The sequence below is a fragment of the Micromonospora sp. LZ37 genome, from assembly GCF_059359015.1.
Genome location: NZ_JCADBL010000008.1, coordinates 189,603 through 203,530, shown reverse-complemented (window position 1 = coordinate 203,530; position 13,928 = coordinate 189,603). Strand labels below are relative to the sequence as shown.

Below are 13,928 nucleotides of genomic sequence, written 5' to 3'. Positions count from 1 at the left end.
GTACCCGGGGTGCCGGGTACGGCCCACGGTGGTCAGACGGTCGCGGTGCAGGTCGGAGTCGGCGCGGTGTTGGCGCCGCTCCACGAGCCAAGGAAGCCGAAGGTGGCTCTCGCCCCGGCGGCCAGCGCCCCGTTCCAGCTCACGTTTCGGGCGGTCACCGTGGACCCGCTGCTGCCCAACGTGGTGTTCCACGACGAGGTGACCTGCTGGCCGTTGCCGAAGGTCCAGGTCACCGTCCAGCCCTTGACCGCCGCCGCGCCGGCGGTCACCTCGACCTCGCCCTGGAAGCCGCCCTGCCACTGCCCGGTGACCCGGTAGGTGGCGGTGCAACCGCCGGCCGGCGGCGGGGTGGTGGGCGGCGGCGTGGTCGGCGGGGGCGTGGTCGGCGGCGGGGTGGTGGGCGGGGTGGTCGGTCCGCCGCCGCCGAAGTCGACGTCGCTGCACAGGTAGTACGACTGGTCGAGGTGGCTGGCCTGCCAGATGGTGTAGACGATGTGCCGGCCGGTGCGCCCCGGCGCGTTCGCCAGCACCTGGATCGACACCCCCTGGGTCTCGGGTGTCCACCGCGATGCCGGGGTGTCGCCGATCTGCCCGGCCAGTTCCAGGTCGCTCCAGGCCAGCGGCTTGCTCAGGGCGTTGAAGCCCTGCTTCGTCACGTACACCCGGATGTAGTCGGCGCCGTGGCTGGCCTGGTCGTACAGCTTGATCTTGAAATTGGCGGCGGCCGGTACGGTCTTCCACGCGCCGACCGCGTCGAGCGCGTCGTAGCGCCCGCCGACGGTGTGCCCGGCGCTGCACAACTGGCCGTCGGGGATGGCGGCCTGGTGGTTACCGGCGACGCCCTCACGGAACAGGCCGTTCCAGTTCCACATGGCGTTCGGGTCGGCCTGCCAGGCCTGCCAGCACATCGGGTCCTCGGTGGCCATCCTCGGGTTCTGGAAGTCGCTGCCCCAGCGTTGCAGGCAGCCGTAGTTGCGCGATGCCGGGTCCACGACCGAGCCGTGCGCGGACGCGGAGCGGGCCAGGGCGGTGGTGAGCAGCAGCGCGACGATCGCGCCGACGGCGAGCAGCGCCGCCAGGATCGGCAGGGGTCGTCTGCGCAGGAGAGTGGACATGGAGCCTCCGGGGTTTCGGGGTCGGTCGACGACGCCCGGACGGCCGGGAGTTGCCCCCTCCCGAGCCCCGCCACGTGGCTCCCGCGACGGCTCTGCCTCGCAGGCTCGCACAGGAAAGCGGTGTCCGTCAATGTCTCCGGTGGTCCGTCGGCGGCTCGGGAACGCCCGCGCGGCGCATCGGCACGTGCGGGATGCCGTCCTCGACGTACTCCGGGCCGGTCACCGCGAAGCCGTGCCGGGCGTAGAAGTCGACCAGGTAGGACTGCGCCTCCAGCCGGCAGGGCCGGTCGCCCACCAGGCGCAGGGCCTCGGTCATCAGCCGGCCGGCGTGGCCGCCGCCGCGCGCCGCCGGGGCGACCACCACCCGACCGATCCGGGCCACGCCGTCGGGGTCGGCCAGGATCCGCAGGTACGCCAGCACCACACCGTCGCGCTCCAGCCACAGGTGCCGGGTGCCCGGCTCGACGTCCCGGCCGTCCAGTTCGGGGTACGCGCAGGCCTGCTCCACCACGAACACGTCGATCCGGAGCCGGAGCAGGTCGTGCAGGGTGCGCGCGTCCAGCTCGGCGAAGGTGGCGGCGTGGAGGGTGGCGGTCTGCGGCACCCTGCGATGTTAGGCCCCGTCCACCCGCTCGGGCGTCGGGGCCGGGTCGGCGGCGGTGCGCCGGCGGCGTACCAGTGTGCTGCCGGCGGCCAGCGCGAGCAGCGCGACGGCGACGGCCGCCACGACCCACGGGCCCAGCCCGTCCAGCCAGCCGCTGACGGCCGACTGCACCCGGCCGGCGGCGTCGATCACCGGGTCCTCTGCCGACCGGCCGGAGAAGACCCGGATCTCGTACCAGCCGTACCAGGCGACGTAGCCGCCGGTGAGCACCAGCAACAGCCCGGCGACCCGGCCGAGCAGCGGGGCCGCCCGCCGGGTGCGGCGCACCAGCGACTCCCGGGCCAGGGCGACGGCCAGGGCGGCCGCCCCGACCATGAGCCCCATCCCGACCGCGTAGGCCACGAAGAGGCCGATGCCGGCCAGCGGGCTGCCGGCGCGGAAGCCGGCGGCCACCACCGCCAGGAACGGTCCGATGGTGCAGCCGAGCGAGGCGACCGCGTACGCCGCGCCGAACAGTGCCATCGAGGTGAAGCGCAGCCGGACCGCCGGCCCGGTGGCCATCCTCGGGGTGACGGTCGGCAGTTCCCGGCCGGCGAGCAGCCACCCGCCGGCGGCCACCAACGCCAGGCCGATCAGCACCGACACCCAGGGCAGCCGGCTCGCCACGGCGTCGGCGGCCGGTCCCGCGAGCAGCCCGAAGAGGCCGAACACCGCGACGAACCCGACCGTCATGGCGGCGGTGAGCGCCAGTGCCCGGCCGACCGGCCGCAGCGGCCCGCGGTCCGCCGCCGGGCCGTCGCCGAGCACCAGCACCGAGAGGTACGCGGGCAGCAGCGCGAAGCCGCACGGGTTCACCGCGGCGAGCAGGCCCGCGCCGAGGGCCAGCCCGTAGGAGGCGTCGGGCATCTCAGGTCAGCTTCGCGACCCGGCGGCGCAGCTCGTCCTGCGACAGCGGACCCGAGTGGACGACCTTCCCGGCCGAGTCGAGCAGGACGTACTGCTCCTGGCTGGTGACGCCGAACCGCCGCCACACCGCGCCGTCGTCGTCGGCGAGGTTCGGGAAGCCCTCGATGCCGGTGTCCCGGGCGAAGCGGCGCATCGCGTCGGCGCCGCTGCCCAGCCCCGCCACCCCGACCAGGTTGACCCGCGCCGCGTTGTCCCGCGCGACGGCCGCGACCTCGTCGGCGACGCCCCGGCAGCGGGTGCACCACGCGGCCCAGAACCACAGCACCGCCGGCTTGCCGGCGAGGCTGCTGCCGGCGAACGACCGGTCGTCGAGGGTGCGGGCGGTGAAGTCCAGGGTCGGGGGCGTGGCCGGGCGGGCGGGCCCGCCGGTGGCGTCCGGCCCGGCGCTGCCCGGGGCTGCCGTGGCCCCCGTGGTCGGGGCGGCCTCCGGCGCGGGCGGCTGCGCGGTGGAGCCGCCGCAGGCGGTCAGGGTCAGCACGACCGCGGTCAGCGCGGACGGGAGGAAACGGCGGATCGCGGTGGACATGTCCGGATGCTAGCCGCGGGCCGGGCCCGCCGACCCTTACCGCTCGATTACGCCCCGGAGCGCCGCTCCGGTCAGGCCGGTCGGGCGCCGACCGCGTCGCGGATCTCCGCGCCCTGGGCCTCCTCCGAGCGGGCGCAGTGCGCGGAACAGAAGAAGCGTCCGGCAACCTCGACGCCATGGCCGATGATCTTGACCTGGCAGTGCTCACAGATCGGCGCGAGCTTGTGCGCCGCGCACTCGAAGCTGTCGAAGGTGTGCGTGTCACCGCTGACCGTGCGCACCTCGAACGCCATCCAGTAGTCGTTGCCGCAGACCTCACAGGTAGCCACGATCGAAAACCCCCGGTATCAGGACAGGTGACATCAGGGTGCGGCATGGCGGGGCCCTCCGGGGGCGAAATACCGCGAGTCGATCCGGTCGGGCCGCGGTTCGCCCCCGGCGTGTCGAGGGAGGCCGGTTCACGAGCCTGGGATCACGTGGCGGTGAGCTTGTCGACGTCGGGGGCGTAGACGCTCATCCAGTGCGGGTGCAACCGGTAGTAGACCACCTCACGGTCCCAGTCGAAGGCGTCGCTGCCGTAGAAGTCCTTGAGGTAGGCCAGCAGGTCCGGCCAGTCCGCGGCAGGCTCGCCGTCCTGGGGGTTGAGGATCTCCACCCTGCCGTGCGTGAACACGCCCAGGTCCTCGCCGCGCAGGTGCGCGACGCTGGCGGCGGGGCGAGCGGCGAGATGGCGGGCCTTGGCGGCGTTGCGCGCCGTGCCGAAGTGCCACCTGCCGTGCAGGAAATGCCCGTCCACGCCGCTGATCCGCGGCTCGCCCTTCGCCGTCACGGTGGACAGGGCGAGGGTGCACATGCCGGTGAGGACCTGGGTGAGCTGCTCCGCGGTCAGCGTGCGCTCGGCGATGATCGAGCGGAGGTGCGACGTGGCGCGGGAGAGGGAGGAGTCGAGGAGGTCCTGGAGTTCGGTGAGTTCGTCTGGCGTTTCGCGCATGCCCACCATGCTCCGCCAGAAACCTGACACCTTGTGTCATATCTGTTCGCCCGGCAGGTGCCGACATCAACGGGGGCGACTTGCGTGATTCCTCCGGTCAGGCGGCGTTTCGCCCCCCGCGTGTCGCGCGTTGGACCTGGTGGACCGCCTCGACCCCGGAGGATCACGTGATCAAGCGCAGCAAGCTCTTCGGCAACCAGACCCGGGTCACCTTCTGCCTGCCCCGGGACATCCCGCCCGGCCCGGTCAGCGTCGTCGGCTGCTTCAACGGCTGGGAGCCCGGCCGGCACGAACTGGTCGCCCGCCGCGACGGCACCCGCACGGTGACCGTCCGGCTCGGCCCGGGGCAGTACCGCTTCCGCTACCTGGCCAGCGGCGGCGTCTGGCTCGACGACGACTCCGCCGACCGGGTCGACGACCGGGGCAGCCTGCTGCTGCTCTGACCGGTCACCGGCGGGACGCCTGGCGCACGGCGAGCACCACCAGCAGCAGCGGCACGAAGATCCAGAGCTGTTGGAGGGTGTAGTGCCGCAGCGTCGCGGCGATGTCGACGCCGGCGAGTTCCCGGTCCAGGGCGCCGGGCCGGAGCAGCGAGACGGTGTGCAGGGTGAGCGGGACGTAGTTCAGCCCGACCAGCGCCAACCAGCCGCCGAGCAGGGCATGCGCCGGCTGCCCACCGCTCGCCACCCACCCGCCGACCGCGAGGCAGCCGACCACGCCGAGGACGAACTCGGCCAGGATCACCCAGCGGCGCACCCGGCTGCCCGCCGAGCCGTACATGTCTATCGCGGCGAGTCGCCGCACGTCGAGCCGCAGCACCCCTCCACGGGTACCCGGCCCGCGCAACCCCGCGGCTCAGCCCTGCTTCGGCTCCAGCCGGATCGACACCGAGTTGACGCAGTGCCGGGTGTCCTTCGGGGTGAAGCCCTCACCGTGGAAGACGTGCCCCAGGTGGCTGTCGCACCGGGCGCAGCGGATCTCCGTACGCCTCATGCCGAGGGTGTTGTCCGGGATCTCCTTGACCCGGCCCGGGATGGCGTCGTCGAAACTCGGCCAGCCGCAGTTCGAGTCGAACTTGGTGTCGCTGGAGAAGAGTTCCAGGCCGCAGGCCCGGCAGTGGTACACGCCGGGCGTCTTCGTGTCGACGTACTCACCGGTCCAGGCCGGCTCGGTGCCGGCCTCGCGCAGCACCCGGAACTCCTGCGGGGTCAGCCGGACCCGCCACTCTTCCTCGGTGCGGGGCAGATCGCTCTTGTCAAGACTCACCCGTCAACGGTACGTCGGACGTCGGGGGCGTCGCATAGGGTCGCGGAATGGGTGGCAGCGCGAAGGCGGCGGTGACCGAGATCGAGGTGGCGGGGCACCCCGTCCGGCTGACCAGCCCGGACCGGGTGATCTTCCCGCAGCGCGGCTTCACCAAGGCCGACGTCTTCCACTACTACCTCTCCGTCGGCGACGGCATCATGCGGGCGCTGCGGGACCGGCCCACCACCCTCCAGCGCTTTCCGGAGGGCGTCGAGGGGGAGATGTTCTTCCAGAAGCGGGTGCCCACCCGGGGCGTCCCACCGTGGGTGGGCACGGCGACGATCACCTTCCCCAGTGGGCGCAGCGCCGACGAGCTCTGCCCCGCCGACCTCGCCCACGTCGCCTGGGCCGCCCAGATGGGCACCATCGTGTTCCACCCCTGGCCGGTGCGCGCCGCCGACGTCGACCGCCCCGACGAGCTGCGGATCGACCTCGACCCGCAGCCCGGCACCGACTTCGCCGACGCGGCGACCGCCGCCGGGGAGCTGCGCGGGCTCCTGGCCGAGCTGGGTGTCACGGGCTGGCCGAAGACCTCCGGCGGCCGGGGCGTCCACGTCTACCTGCGCATCCAACCCCGCTGGACGTTCACCGAGGTGCGCCGGGCCACCATCGCGCTGGCCCGGGAGCTGGAACGGCGCCGACCCGAGCTGGTCACCACCGCCTGGTGGAAGGAGGAGCGCGGCCGGCGCGTCTTCGTCGACTACAACCAGATGGCCCGGGACCGCACCATCGCCTGCGCGTACTCGCTGCGCGCCAACGCCCGGGGCACCGTCTCCACCCCCGTCGACTGGGACGAACTGCCCGACGTCGACCCGGACGACTTCGACCTGCGCAGCGTCCCGGCGCGGCTCGCCGAGCGGGGCGACCCGCACGCCGGCATCGACGACACCGCGTACGACATCACGCCGCTGCTGGAGTGGGCCGACCGGGACGCCGCCGCCGGCCAGGGCGACCTGCCCTACCCGCCGGACCACCCGAAGATGCCCGGCGAGCCGAAGCGGGTCCAGCCCTCCCGGGCGAAGCGCGCCGTCGGCGACGGTCCCGCATAGGGCGGCGGGCGGTCTCAGCGGGGTTGGCGAGCCGTCCAGGCCAGGAACCTCTCGAACAGGTCGGCCGGGGACGGGGCCGAATTCGGGCTGAGCTTGATCAGGTCGGCGGTGGCGTCGAACAACTGGCCGGCCATGTAGACGCTGAGGGCCACCCGGTCCCGGCGGTACTCCATCCCGAGCAGCAGTCGCGCCGGCGGGCACGGCCAGGCGGCGGCGCAGACCCGGCAGAGCCAGAGCGGCCGCATCGGCACGTGCGGGCGGACGGCTCGCCGCTGGCGGTCGGGTCCGGCAGAGGTGTGTGGCATGGCCATGCACCCATGCTCGCCCCCACTATTGCCTCTGTCAACAATCACCGTAGTTGTCGCCGTGCGGCGACTGTGCCGCTGTCATCGTCAACGTGTGGAGCTTGTCGGCGTGTCGGAGATTCGGGAGATGCTCGGTGGCGTCTCCCGGCAGCGCGCGTCCGTGATCGCCAATCAACGGAACTTCCCGGAGCCGATCGCCGTGCTGGCGATGGGCAAGGTCTGGCGGAAGTCCGACGTCGAGAAGTGGATCAAGCAGCACCGGCCGGACTCGTCCGCCGACTGACCACCCGCCAATGCGCCGTCAGCGGTGCCGGGCCATCGCCTCCACCGCCTCCTTGGCGGTCTTCAGATCCGCGCCGGTCGCCGCCCGGTACGCCTGGATCGCTTTGATCTTCTCGCCCCGGGCCAGATGCTCCCGGACCCCGGGCAGCGCCGGGCCGTCGTCGACCACCCCGAGGTGGTCCATCACCAGCTGGAGCCGACGTTCGATCTCCGTCAGGCGGGCGGCCGTGCCGTCCCGCCCGGTCGAGCCCGGCAGGCGGACCAGCAGCAGCGTCGCGACGAGCAACGTCAGCGCGGTGAGGGTGAACTCCATGTCGGCGAGGAAAGCACATCCTGGCCGGGCACACTTGCCCTCATGACCTCCACTCCGGACGTGATCCGCGGCATCGTCGGCGTCTACCACGCCGACGGCGGGCTCCGCGGCGAGCTGGCGTACCTGATCGGCAAGGCCCGGGGGACGGCGCACTGCGCGCTCTGCGACGTCACCCACCACGCGCTCGGCCCCCGGCGCGAGTGGCGGGAGCTGGTCGACGCGCTGGGGGTGCCCGTCGAGCTGGTGCACCTCAACGAGCGCACCCCGGCGGTACGGGCGGCGAGCGAGGGGCGTACCCCCTGCGTGCTCGCGGTCACCGACGCCGGTCACCGGCCGCTGCTCGGTCCCGACGAGCTGGCCGGGGTCGACGGCGACGTCGCCCGGTTCGCCACCGCCCTGCGTGGCGCCGCCGACCGGGCCGGGCTGCGCTGGGCGCCGGACGAACGATAACGATCACGTAAAGGACGCGAACCTTTCCCGGCCCGTACCCGCTCTCTGTGATCGTCGGCCCGGCGGGGGCTGCGGGGGAGGGGTCGGATGAAGCTGGTCTGGAGGCGGGCCCGCGAGGCGCGCGGTCTGCTGGCCGCCGCCGTGGCGGCGGCGCTGGTCGCGGTGGTGCTGGTCGCCGGGCTCTCCGAGTACAACCGGCGGGCGGTGGAGTCAGGCCAGCGGGCGCTGCTGGCCGCCGCCCCGGTCGAGGAGCGCAGCCTGCTGGTCACCGGCTCCGGCGGCGCCGACGCGGCCGAGTTCACCACCCGGGACCGGGCGGTCCGGGAGGGCTTCGCCGCCGCGTTCGGCGGCGCCCCGGTGACCGTCGCCGCCGCCCGCTACGGCACCGGGCGGGAGCTCACCGGCGACCTCGGCGCGGTGCGCCGCACCGGCGACGACCCGGTCTTCGCCAACCTGGCCACCCTCGACGACCTGCCCGGCCACGCCGACCTGGTGGCGGGGGCCTGGCCGCCGGCCGGCAGCGGCGGGGTGACCCTGCCGGAGAAGGTCGCCGGCCTCCTCGGCCTGACCCCCGGTGACCGGATCGCGGTCCGGGACCGCCGCTCCGACCGCGACGGTGAACTCGTCCTCACCGGCACCTGGCGGCCTCGCGACCCGGCCGACCCGTACTGGCGGCTGGCCCCCGGCGTGGCCGCCGGCGCCGGCGCCGAGGACGGCTCCTCCTTCGGGCCGTTCGTGCTCGACCCGGCCGACTTCGTGGCCGCCTTCCCCGGCTCGGCCTCCGTGTCCTGGGTGGTCGTGCCCGACCTTGCCGCGGTGGGGGCGTCGCGCCTGGCCGACCTGCCGCCCCGGGTCGCCGCCGCGGCGGTGGAGGTCCCCGAGCGGGCCGGCCTCGGCTCGTCCGCGCAGACCGTGACCCGCATCGACCGGCTGCTGGACCGGATCAGCCGGGCCGACCTGACCGGCCGGTCCGCGCTCGCCACCCCGCTGCTGCTGATCGTCGTGCTCGGCGGCTACGCCCTGATCCTGATCGCCGCCCTGCTGCACCAGGACCGGCGGCCGCAGACCGCGCTGCTGCGCGCCCGGGGCGCGGCCCGCCGGCAGCTCGCCGGCCTGGCCGCCCGGGAGGCGTTCCTGGTGGTCGTGCCCGCCGCCGTGCTCGGGCCGGTGCTCGCCGAGGCGGCCCTGCGCCGGCTGGGCGCCGGCGGGCCGGTCGACCTGAGCCGCGCCGACGCCGACACCACGCTGCTCTGGGCGGTGGCCGCCGGCACCGCGGCCGGTTGCCTCGCCACCATGGTGCTGCCGGCGCTGCGCGGGGCGGGGACCTACGTCGCCGACCTGGCCGCTCGGTCCCGGCCGACCCGGTCCGCCGCCGTGCAGCGGGCCGGCGTCGACCTGGTGCTGATCGGCTTCGCGGTGCTGGCCTGGACCCAGCTGCGGCAGTACGCGTCGCCGGTCGCCGGCGCCGGCGGCCGGCTCGGGATCGACCCGCTCCTGGTCGCCGCCCCGACCCTGGGCGTGCTCGCCGGCGCGGTGGTCGCCCTGCGCCTGCTGCCACCGGTGACCCGGTACGCCGAGCGGTTCGTCGACCGGCGACCGTGGACCGCCACCATGTTCGGCATGTGGCAGGCCGGTCGACGCCCGCACGCCGGACCGGTGCTGCTGCTCGCGCTCGCCGTGGGCGGCAGCACCCTGGCCTGGTCGCTGGTCGCCACCGCCGCCCGCTCCCAGCTGGACCGGGCCGACCACACCGTCGGGGCGGACCTGCGCCTGGTGGAGCGCCGCGGCGCCGCCCCCACCGACCGCGCCGCCCAACTCGTCGGGCTGCCCGGGGTCGCCCGTGCCCTGCCGGCCTGGTCGGACGAGATCCGGGTCAGCCGCGCCGACCTGGAGACGACGGTGGTGGGCCTCGACCTCGCCACCGCCGGCGGTGTCGTCCGGCTCGCCGACCGGCTGGCCGACGAGCCGTCGTCCGCGCTGTTCGACCGGCTCGTCCGGTCCCGCGCCGCACCGGCCGGGCTGGACCTGCCCGGCGGTACCCGGACGCTGACCGGCACCCTGCGGACCCCGGTGCGGGATCCCGTCGCCCCGCACCAGGTCTCCGTCTTCGTGCTGATCACCGGGGCGGACGGGGCGGCCTGGCGGCTGCCGGTCGCCGTCACCGGCAGCGACGGCCGGCCGGCGCGGTTCACGGTGGACCTCCCCGAGGCGGGGGCGGGCGGCCTGCGGCTGGCCGGGTTCGAACTCGACGCGGGGGACGTCGCCGGCCGGGCGTACCGGCTGGAGCTGGCCGACCTGGCCAGCGCCGGCCCGGACGGGCCGGCCCGCCCGGTGCCGCTCACCGACGACTGGACGGTGACCAGTGGCAACCCCGGCAAGACGGTGTCACTGGACACCAGCACCGGCGGCCTCGCCGTCGAGCGTGAGGTCCTCCTCGCTCCCGGTGGCCGGTTCGCCTACCAGGTGGCGTCCCGCTTCGTGGTGGTCCCGTCCGGCGAGAACCGCCCGCCGGGGGCGTTGATGACCCCGGCGGTCCGCGCCGCGCTGGGGCTGGGCGTCGGCGACACGGTCACCCTCTCCCTCTCCGGGGCCACGCTGCCGGTCCGGCTCGTCGGCGAGCTGGACGCCGTGCCGTCGAGTATCGGGGCGGGCATCCTGCTCGACCTGCCCGCGGCGACCGACTGGCTGGTCCGCGACCGGGGCGTGGTCCGACCCACCGCCCAGTGGTGGCTCGCCACCGACCCCGACGGGCACGCCGAGGCGGCGCGTGCGGCGGCCGGGCTCGCCGGGGTCACCGTGCTGGACCGGCGGGTGGTGGCCGACGAGGCCGCCGCGGACCCGTACTGGCAGGGGGCGCGGACCGGGCTGCTCGCCGCCGCCCTCGGCTCGGTGCTGCTGGCCCTGGTCGGTCTGGTCGTCGACGTCTGGGCCACCACCCGGCAGCGGCTGGGGGAGTTCGCCGTGCTGCACACCCTGGGCGCCGGGCCCCGGCTACTGGCCCGGGCGCTGCTCGCCGAGCAGACCTTCCTGGCCGGCATCGGGGTCGGGGTCGGCCTGCTGCTGGGCGCGGTGGTCGGCGCCGCGATGGCCCCGCTGGTCGTGCTGACCCCGGCGGCCGACCGGCCGGTGCCGGAGGCGGCCTTCGTGCTGCCCTGGCAACCCGTCGGACTGACCGCGGCGGGCCTGCTGGTGGCGGCGCTGGCCGTCAGCGTGTTCATCGCCCTCGGCATCCGGCAGCGGGTGGCGGCGGCGCAGTTGCGGATCGGGGGAGACCGGTGACCGGGACGATCGAGGCCGGCGGCGAGGTGGCGACGTGCTGAGCGTGGGAGCGGCCGCCCGCCGGGTCCGGGCCTTCGGTGGGCAGTTCCTCCTGCTCGCCGTCCTGACCATGACGGCGACGCTGCTGGTCAGCGGGGTCCCCCGGCTGGTCAACTGGTACGCCGGGCAGGGCCTGCACCAGTTCCTCGCCGACCGTCCCGCGCAGGAGCGGGACCTGACCTACTCGGCGGCGCCGCTGACCGCCACCGCCAACGGCACGTCGCTGATGGAGGCGTACCGCAGCGACCTGGAGACCATCCGGGCCGGCATGCCGCCGCGGGTGCGCGAGCTGGTCGCGCAGCGGTGGTTCAGCGCCCAGACCGAGCCGAGCCGGGTGGTCGGCCGGGACCTGGCGGCGCGGAACCTGACGGTGGACCTCGGCCTGCGCGTCGTGCCGGACATCCGGGAGGCGGCCACCCTGGTCGAGGGGCGCTGGCCGGACCGGGGGCCGGTGCCGTCCGGGCAACCGGTGCAGGTGGCGCTCGCCGCGCAGGTGGCCGGCCAGTTCAACCTGCGGGTGGGCAGCCGGCTGACGCTCAGGGGCCCGGACACCCCGGGCGTGTCGCTGCCGCCCACCCCGATCGCCGTGGTGGGGCTGTTCGCGCCCCGCGACGGCGGCGACGGCATCTGGGACGCCCTGCCGCCGCTGCTGCGGGTGGTCGAACCGCTCGGGGACGGGCAGCCCTTCATCGGCTTCGCGGTGGTCGACGAGGCCGCACTGGACCGGCAGGCCGCGATCGGCTGGTCGCTGCGGCTGAGCTGGCGCTACCGGCTCTCCGCCGACATGGACGTCCGGGCCCTGGACCAGATCCTCGCCGGCCTCCAGGAGATGTCCCGCAGGTCGGCGGGGCGGACCTTCGTCCAGGGCCTCGACGTCCCGCTGCGACAGTTCATCGCCGGGATGGACGCCGCCCGGACGGTGCTCGCGGTGATCGCGGCGGGGACGTTGGCCACGCTGGGCGGGCTGGTGCTCTTGGCGACCGGCTCGGCGGTCCGCCGGCGCCGGGGCGAGTTCGCCCTGCTGCGAGCGCGCGGCGGTGGTCCCGCCGCCGGGGCGGGACGCAGCCTCGCCGAGTCGCTGCTGGTGGTGCCGCCGGCCGCGGTGCTCGGCTGGCTGGCCGGGACGCTCGCGCCCGGCGGTGCCGGCGACACCCTGGGACTCGCCGTGGCGCTGACCGTGCTGGTGACGCTGGCGTTGCCGGTGGCCACCCTGACCGCGCGGGCCGAGGCGACCGGGCGGCGGGAGGGGCTGCGGCTGCGGCCGTCGACGCGCCGGCTCGGCGTCGAGGGCGGCCTGCTGCTGCTCGCCGCGCTCGCGGTGGTGCTGCTGCGCCGGCGGGGCCTGGAGTCCGGCGCGGTGGACCCGCTGCTGGTGTCGGTCCCGGTGCTGCTCGCCGTGGCGGCGGCGCTGGTGGCGATCCGGCTCTACCCGCTGCCGCTGCGCCTGCTCAGCCGCCTGGCGGCCCGGGCCCGGGGCAGCGTCGCCTTCCTGGGCACCGCCCGGGCGGGACGGGCCCAGGCCACCGCCCCGCTGGTGGTCGTGGTGCTGGCGATCGCCACCGCCGCGTTCAGCGCCGTCGTCGCCGCCGGCGTCGAGGCGAGCCGGGACCGCGCGGCCACCGCCATGGTTCCCGGGGACGCCCTGCTGCGCGGTGAGCGGTTCGCCCCGGACACCCGGGCCGAGCTGGAACGGGTGCCTGGGGTGCGGGTCGCGGCCCCGCTGGCGGAGGAGCCGGCGCAGCGGCTGGCGAAGGACGCGGTGGGCACCGACGCCCGGATCGGGGACGCCACCGTCCTGCTCGTCGACGCCGCGGCTCTGGACCGCGTGGCCGCTACCGCCGGCCGCGGCCCCGGGCTGCCGAGGACGCTGGTGACCGCCGGCCCGGGCGGTTCGGCGCCGGCGGTGGTCTCCCCGGCGGTCGCCGCCGACCTGGCCCGCGCGGGGCTGACCGGGTCGGCGTTCATCACCGTCCAGGGCCAGCGGTACGAGTTCCGGGTGGCCGGGCAGGCGGAGACCTTCCCCCTGCTCACCGGGGGCGGGGACCGGTTCGTCGTGCTGCCCTGGCAGGCCCTGCCGACCAGGGAGTACGCCGTGGTGCCGACCGGCTTCGTGCTGGCTGGGGAGAACTTCGACGCCGCGCGGCTGCGTGCGGTGGGTACCGAGGGACAGTCCCGGTTCCAGCGCGGATCGGCGGTGAACGCGCGGGAGCGCAACCTCCCCGTGGAGGTCTCCACCTGGACGACGGTCCGGCGGGAGTTGGGCGAGGGCGGCCCCAACGGCGTGCTCGTCTTCGGTTTCGTCGCGGGTGCGGCTGGGGGCACCGTCCTCGGCCTGCTCGCCATCGCCTTCACCGTGCTGGCCGGCGCGCGGGCCCGCGGGCAGGTGCTGTCCCGGCTCCGCACCCTCGGCCTGTCCCGCGGGCAGGGACGCGGCCTGCTGCTGATCGAGCTGTCGCCGCTGGTCGGCGCGGCGGTGCTGACCGGCGCGCTGGTCGGCGCGCTGCTGCCGGTGCTGCTCAACCCGGTGCTCGGGCTGGCCACCTTCACCCGGGGCACCCCCGTCCGGGTGGCCTTCGAACCGGCGCTGGTCGCCGGGGTGGTGGCGCTCGGGGCGGTCGCCCTCGGCTTCGCGGTCGCCGTCGAGGCCCTGAACAATCGTCGGCTGCGCCTCGGTGAGGCGCTCCGGCTCGGAGAGGAGAGCTGA

The 13,928-nt window shown here is 75.4% G+C and carries 16 protein-coding genes; 6 read left to right on the top strand and 10 right to left on the bottom strand.

The genetic code is table 11. The features are described 5' to 3' along the window. Positions 1–32 precede the first annotated feature (32 nt). The 6 genes from AC5L3Z_RS18355 to AC5L3Z_RS18330 form a co-directional block, all read right to left on the bottom strand. Positions 33–1,115 carry a lytic polysaccharide monooxygenase auxiliary activity family 9 protein gene (locus tag AC5L3Z_RS18355; RefSeq protein ID WP_494843567.1) on the bottom strand — a complete coding sequence of 361 codons (1,083 nt, stop codon included), beginning with the start codon at positions 1,113–1,115 and terminating at the stop codon, positions 33–35. Between the two features lie 127 nt (positions 1,116–1,242). Further along, a complete protein-coding gene (locus tag AC5L3Z_RS18350) occupies positions 1,243–1,719 on the bottom strand; it encodes a GNAT family N-acetyltransferase (RefSeq protein ID WP_494843565.1) in 477 nt (158 codons plus the stop codon). A 9-nt stretch (positions 1,720–1,728) separates the two neighbouring features. Beyond that, complete coding sequence (locus AC5L3Z_RS18345; RefSeq protein WP_494843564.1) at positions 1,729–2,625, bottom strand: cytochrome c biogenesis CcdA family protein; 897 nt, start codon at positions 2,623–2,625, stop codon at positions 1,729–1,731. Between the two features lies 1 nt (position 2,626). Beyond that, a complete protein-coding gene (locus tag AC5L3Z_RS18340; RefSeq protein WP_494843563.1) occupies positions 2,627–3,211 on the bottom strand; it encodes a redoxin domain-containing protein in 585 nt (194 codons plus the stop codon). Positions 3,212–3,282: 71 nt separating this feature from the next. Next, positions 3,283–3,540, bottom strand: coding sequence for a metallothionein (locus AC5L3Z_RS18335; protein WP_494843561.1), 258 nt, complete (start codon positions 3,538–3,540; stop codon positions 3,283–3,285). Positions 3,541–3,683: 143 nt separating this feature from the next. Continuing rightward, a complete protein-coding gene (locus AC5L3Z_RS18330) occupies positions 3,684–4,202 on the bottom strand; it encodes a pyridoxamine 5'-phosphate oxidase family protein (protein WP_494843560.1) in 519 nt (172 codons plus the stop codon). Positions 4,203–4,369: 167 nt separating this feature from the next. Here AC5L3Z_RS18330 and AC5L3Z_RS18325 point away from each other — a divergent pair, with 167 nt between their 5' ends. Further along, the gene (locus AC5L3Z_RS18325; protein WP_494843559.1) at positions 4,370–4,645 is read left to right on the top strand and encodes an early set domain-containing protein; all 276 of its coding nucleotides are present in this window, start codon (positions 4,370–4,372) and stop codon (positions 4,643–4,645) included. Positions 4,646–4,649: 4 nt separating this feature from the next. Here AC5L3Z_RS18325 and AC5L3Z_RS18320 read toward each other — a convergent pair whose 3' ends face one another. Together AC5L3Z_RS18320 and msrB are read right to left on the bottom strand one after the other, a co-directional pair. Next, positions 4,650–5,021, bottom strand: a complete 372-nt coding sequence (locus tag AC5L3Z_RS18320) for a hypothetical protein (RefSeq protein WP_494843557.1) — start codon at positions 5,019–5,021, stop codon at positions 4,650–4,652. A 36-nt stretch (positions 5,022–5,057) separates the two neighbouring features. Beyond that, on the bottom strand, positions 5,058–5,468 hold the full coding sequence (gene msrB / locus AC5L3Z_RS18315) for a peptide-methionine (R)-S-oxide reductase MsrB (RefSeq protein ID WP_494843555.1): 411 nt from the start codon (positions 5,466–5,468) through the stop codon (positions 5,058–5,060). 47 nt (positions 5,469–5,515) lie between these two features. On the opposite strand from msrB, the gene ligD reads away from it, so the two are divergent. Beyond that, the gene (gene ligD / locus AC5L3Z_RS18310) at positions 5,516–6,556 is read left to right on the top strand and encodes a non-homologous end-joining DNA ligase (protein ID WP_494843553.1); all 1,041 of its coding nucleotides are present in this window, start codon (positions 5,516–5,518) and stop codon (positions 6,554–6,556) included. 14 nt (positions 6,557–6,570) lie between these two features. Here the strand turns inward: ligD and AC5L3Z_RS18305 are convergent, their stop codons facing one another. Beyond that, on the bottom strand, positions 6,571–6,867 hold the full coding sequence (locus tag AC5L3Z_RS18305) for a hypothetical protein (protein ID WP_494843551.1): 297 nt from the start codon (positions 6,865–6,867) through the stop codon (positions 6,571–6,573). Positions 6,868–6,970: 103 nt separating this feature from the next. On the opposite strand from AC5L3Z_RS18305, the gene AC5L3Z_RS18300 reads away from it, so the two are divergent. Then, positions 6,971–7,144 (top strand): hypothetical protein, encoded by a 174-nt coding sequence (locus tag AC5L3Z_RS18300; RefSeq protein ID WP_334527021.1) that lies wholly within the window; start codon positions 6,971–6,973, stop codon positions 7,142–7,144. An 18-nt stretch (positions 7,145–7,162) separates the two neighbouring features. On the opposite strand, the gene AC5L3Z_RS18295 is transcribed toward AC5L3Z_RS18300, so the two are convergent. Continuing rightward, the gene (locus AC5L3Z_RS18295) at positions 7,163–7,456 is read right to left on the bottom strand and encodes a hypothetical protein (protein ID WP_494843549.1); all 294 of its coding nucleotides are present in this window, start codon (positions 7,454–7,456) and stop codon (positions 7,163–7,165) included. Positions 7,457–7,498: 42 nt separating this feature from the next. On the opposite strand from AC5L3Z_RS18295, the gene AC5L3Z_RS18290 reads away from it, so the two are divergent. The 3 genes from AC5L3Z_RS18290 (at position 7,499) to AC5L3Z_RS18280 (ending at position 13,928) form a co-directional block, all read left to right on the top strand. Next, positions 7,499–7,906, top strand: coding sequence for a hypothetical protein (locus tag AC5L3Z_RS18290; RefSeq protein WP_494843547.1), 408 nt, complete (start codon positions 7,499–7,501; stop codon positions 7,904–7,906). A gap of 87 nt (positions 7,907–7,993) precedes the next feature. Then, complete coding sequence (locus AC5L3Z_RS18285; RefSeq protein WP_494843545.1) at positions 7,994–11,185, top strand: FtsX-like permease family protein; 3,192 nt, start codon at positions 7,994–7,996, stop codon at positions 11,183–11,185. A gap of 34 nt (positions 11,186–11,219) precedes the next feature. Further along, on the top strand, positions 11,220–13,928 hold the full coding sequence (locus AC5L3Z_RS18280; protein ID WP_494843543.1) for an FtsX-like permease family protein: 2,709 nt from the start codon (positions 11,220–11,222) through the stop codon (positions 13,926–13,928).

Bases quoted from the DNA above. Each gene is read 5' to 3' on its own strand.
- AC5L3Z_RS18355 (WP_494843567.1), bottom strand. From the start codon at position 1,115: ATGTCCACTCTCCTGCGCAGACGACCCCTGCCGATCCTGGCGGCGCTG.
- AC5L3Z_RS18345 (WP_494843564.1), bottom strand. From the start codon at position 2,625: ATGCCCGACGCCTCCTACGGGCTGGCCCTCGGCGCGGGCCTGCTCGCC.
- AC5L3Z_RS18340 (WP_494843563.1), bottom strand. From the start codon at position 3,211: ATGTCCACCGCGATCCGCCGTTTCCTCCCGTCCGCGCTGACCGCGGTC.
- AC5L3Z_RS18330 (WP_494843560.1), bottom strand. From the start codon at position 4,202: ATGCGCGAAACGCCAGACGAACTCACCGAACTCCAGGACCTCCTCGAC.
- ligD (WP_494843553.1), top strand. From the start codon at position 5,516: ATGGGTGGCAGCGCGAAGGCGGCGGTGACCGAGATCGAGGTGGCGGGG.
- AC5L3Z_RS18305 (WP_494843551.1), bottom strand. From the start codon at position 6,867: ATGGCCATGCCACACACCTCTGCCGGACCCGACCGCCAGCGGCGAGCC.
- AC5L3Z_RS18295 (WP_494843549.1), bottom strand. From the start codon at position 7,456: ATGGAGTTCACCCTCACCGCGCTGACGTTGCTCGTCGCGACGCTGCTG.
- AC5L3Z_RS18290 (WP_494843547.1), top strand. From the start codon at position 7,499: ATGACCTCCACTCCGGACGTGATCCGCGGCATCGTCGGCGTCTACCAC.
- AC5L3Z_RS18285 (WP_494843545.1), top strand. From the start codon at position 7,994: ATGAAGCTGGTCTGGAGGCGGGCCCGCGAGGCGCGCGGTCTGCTGGCC.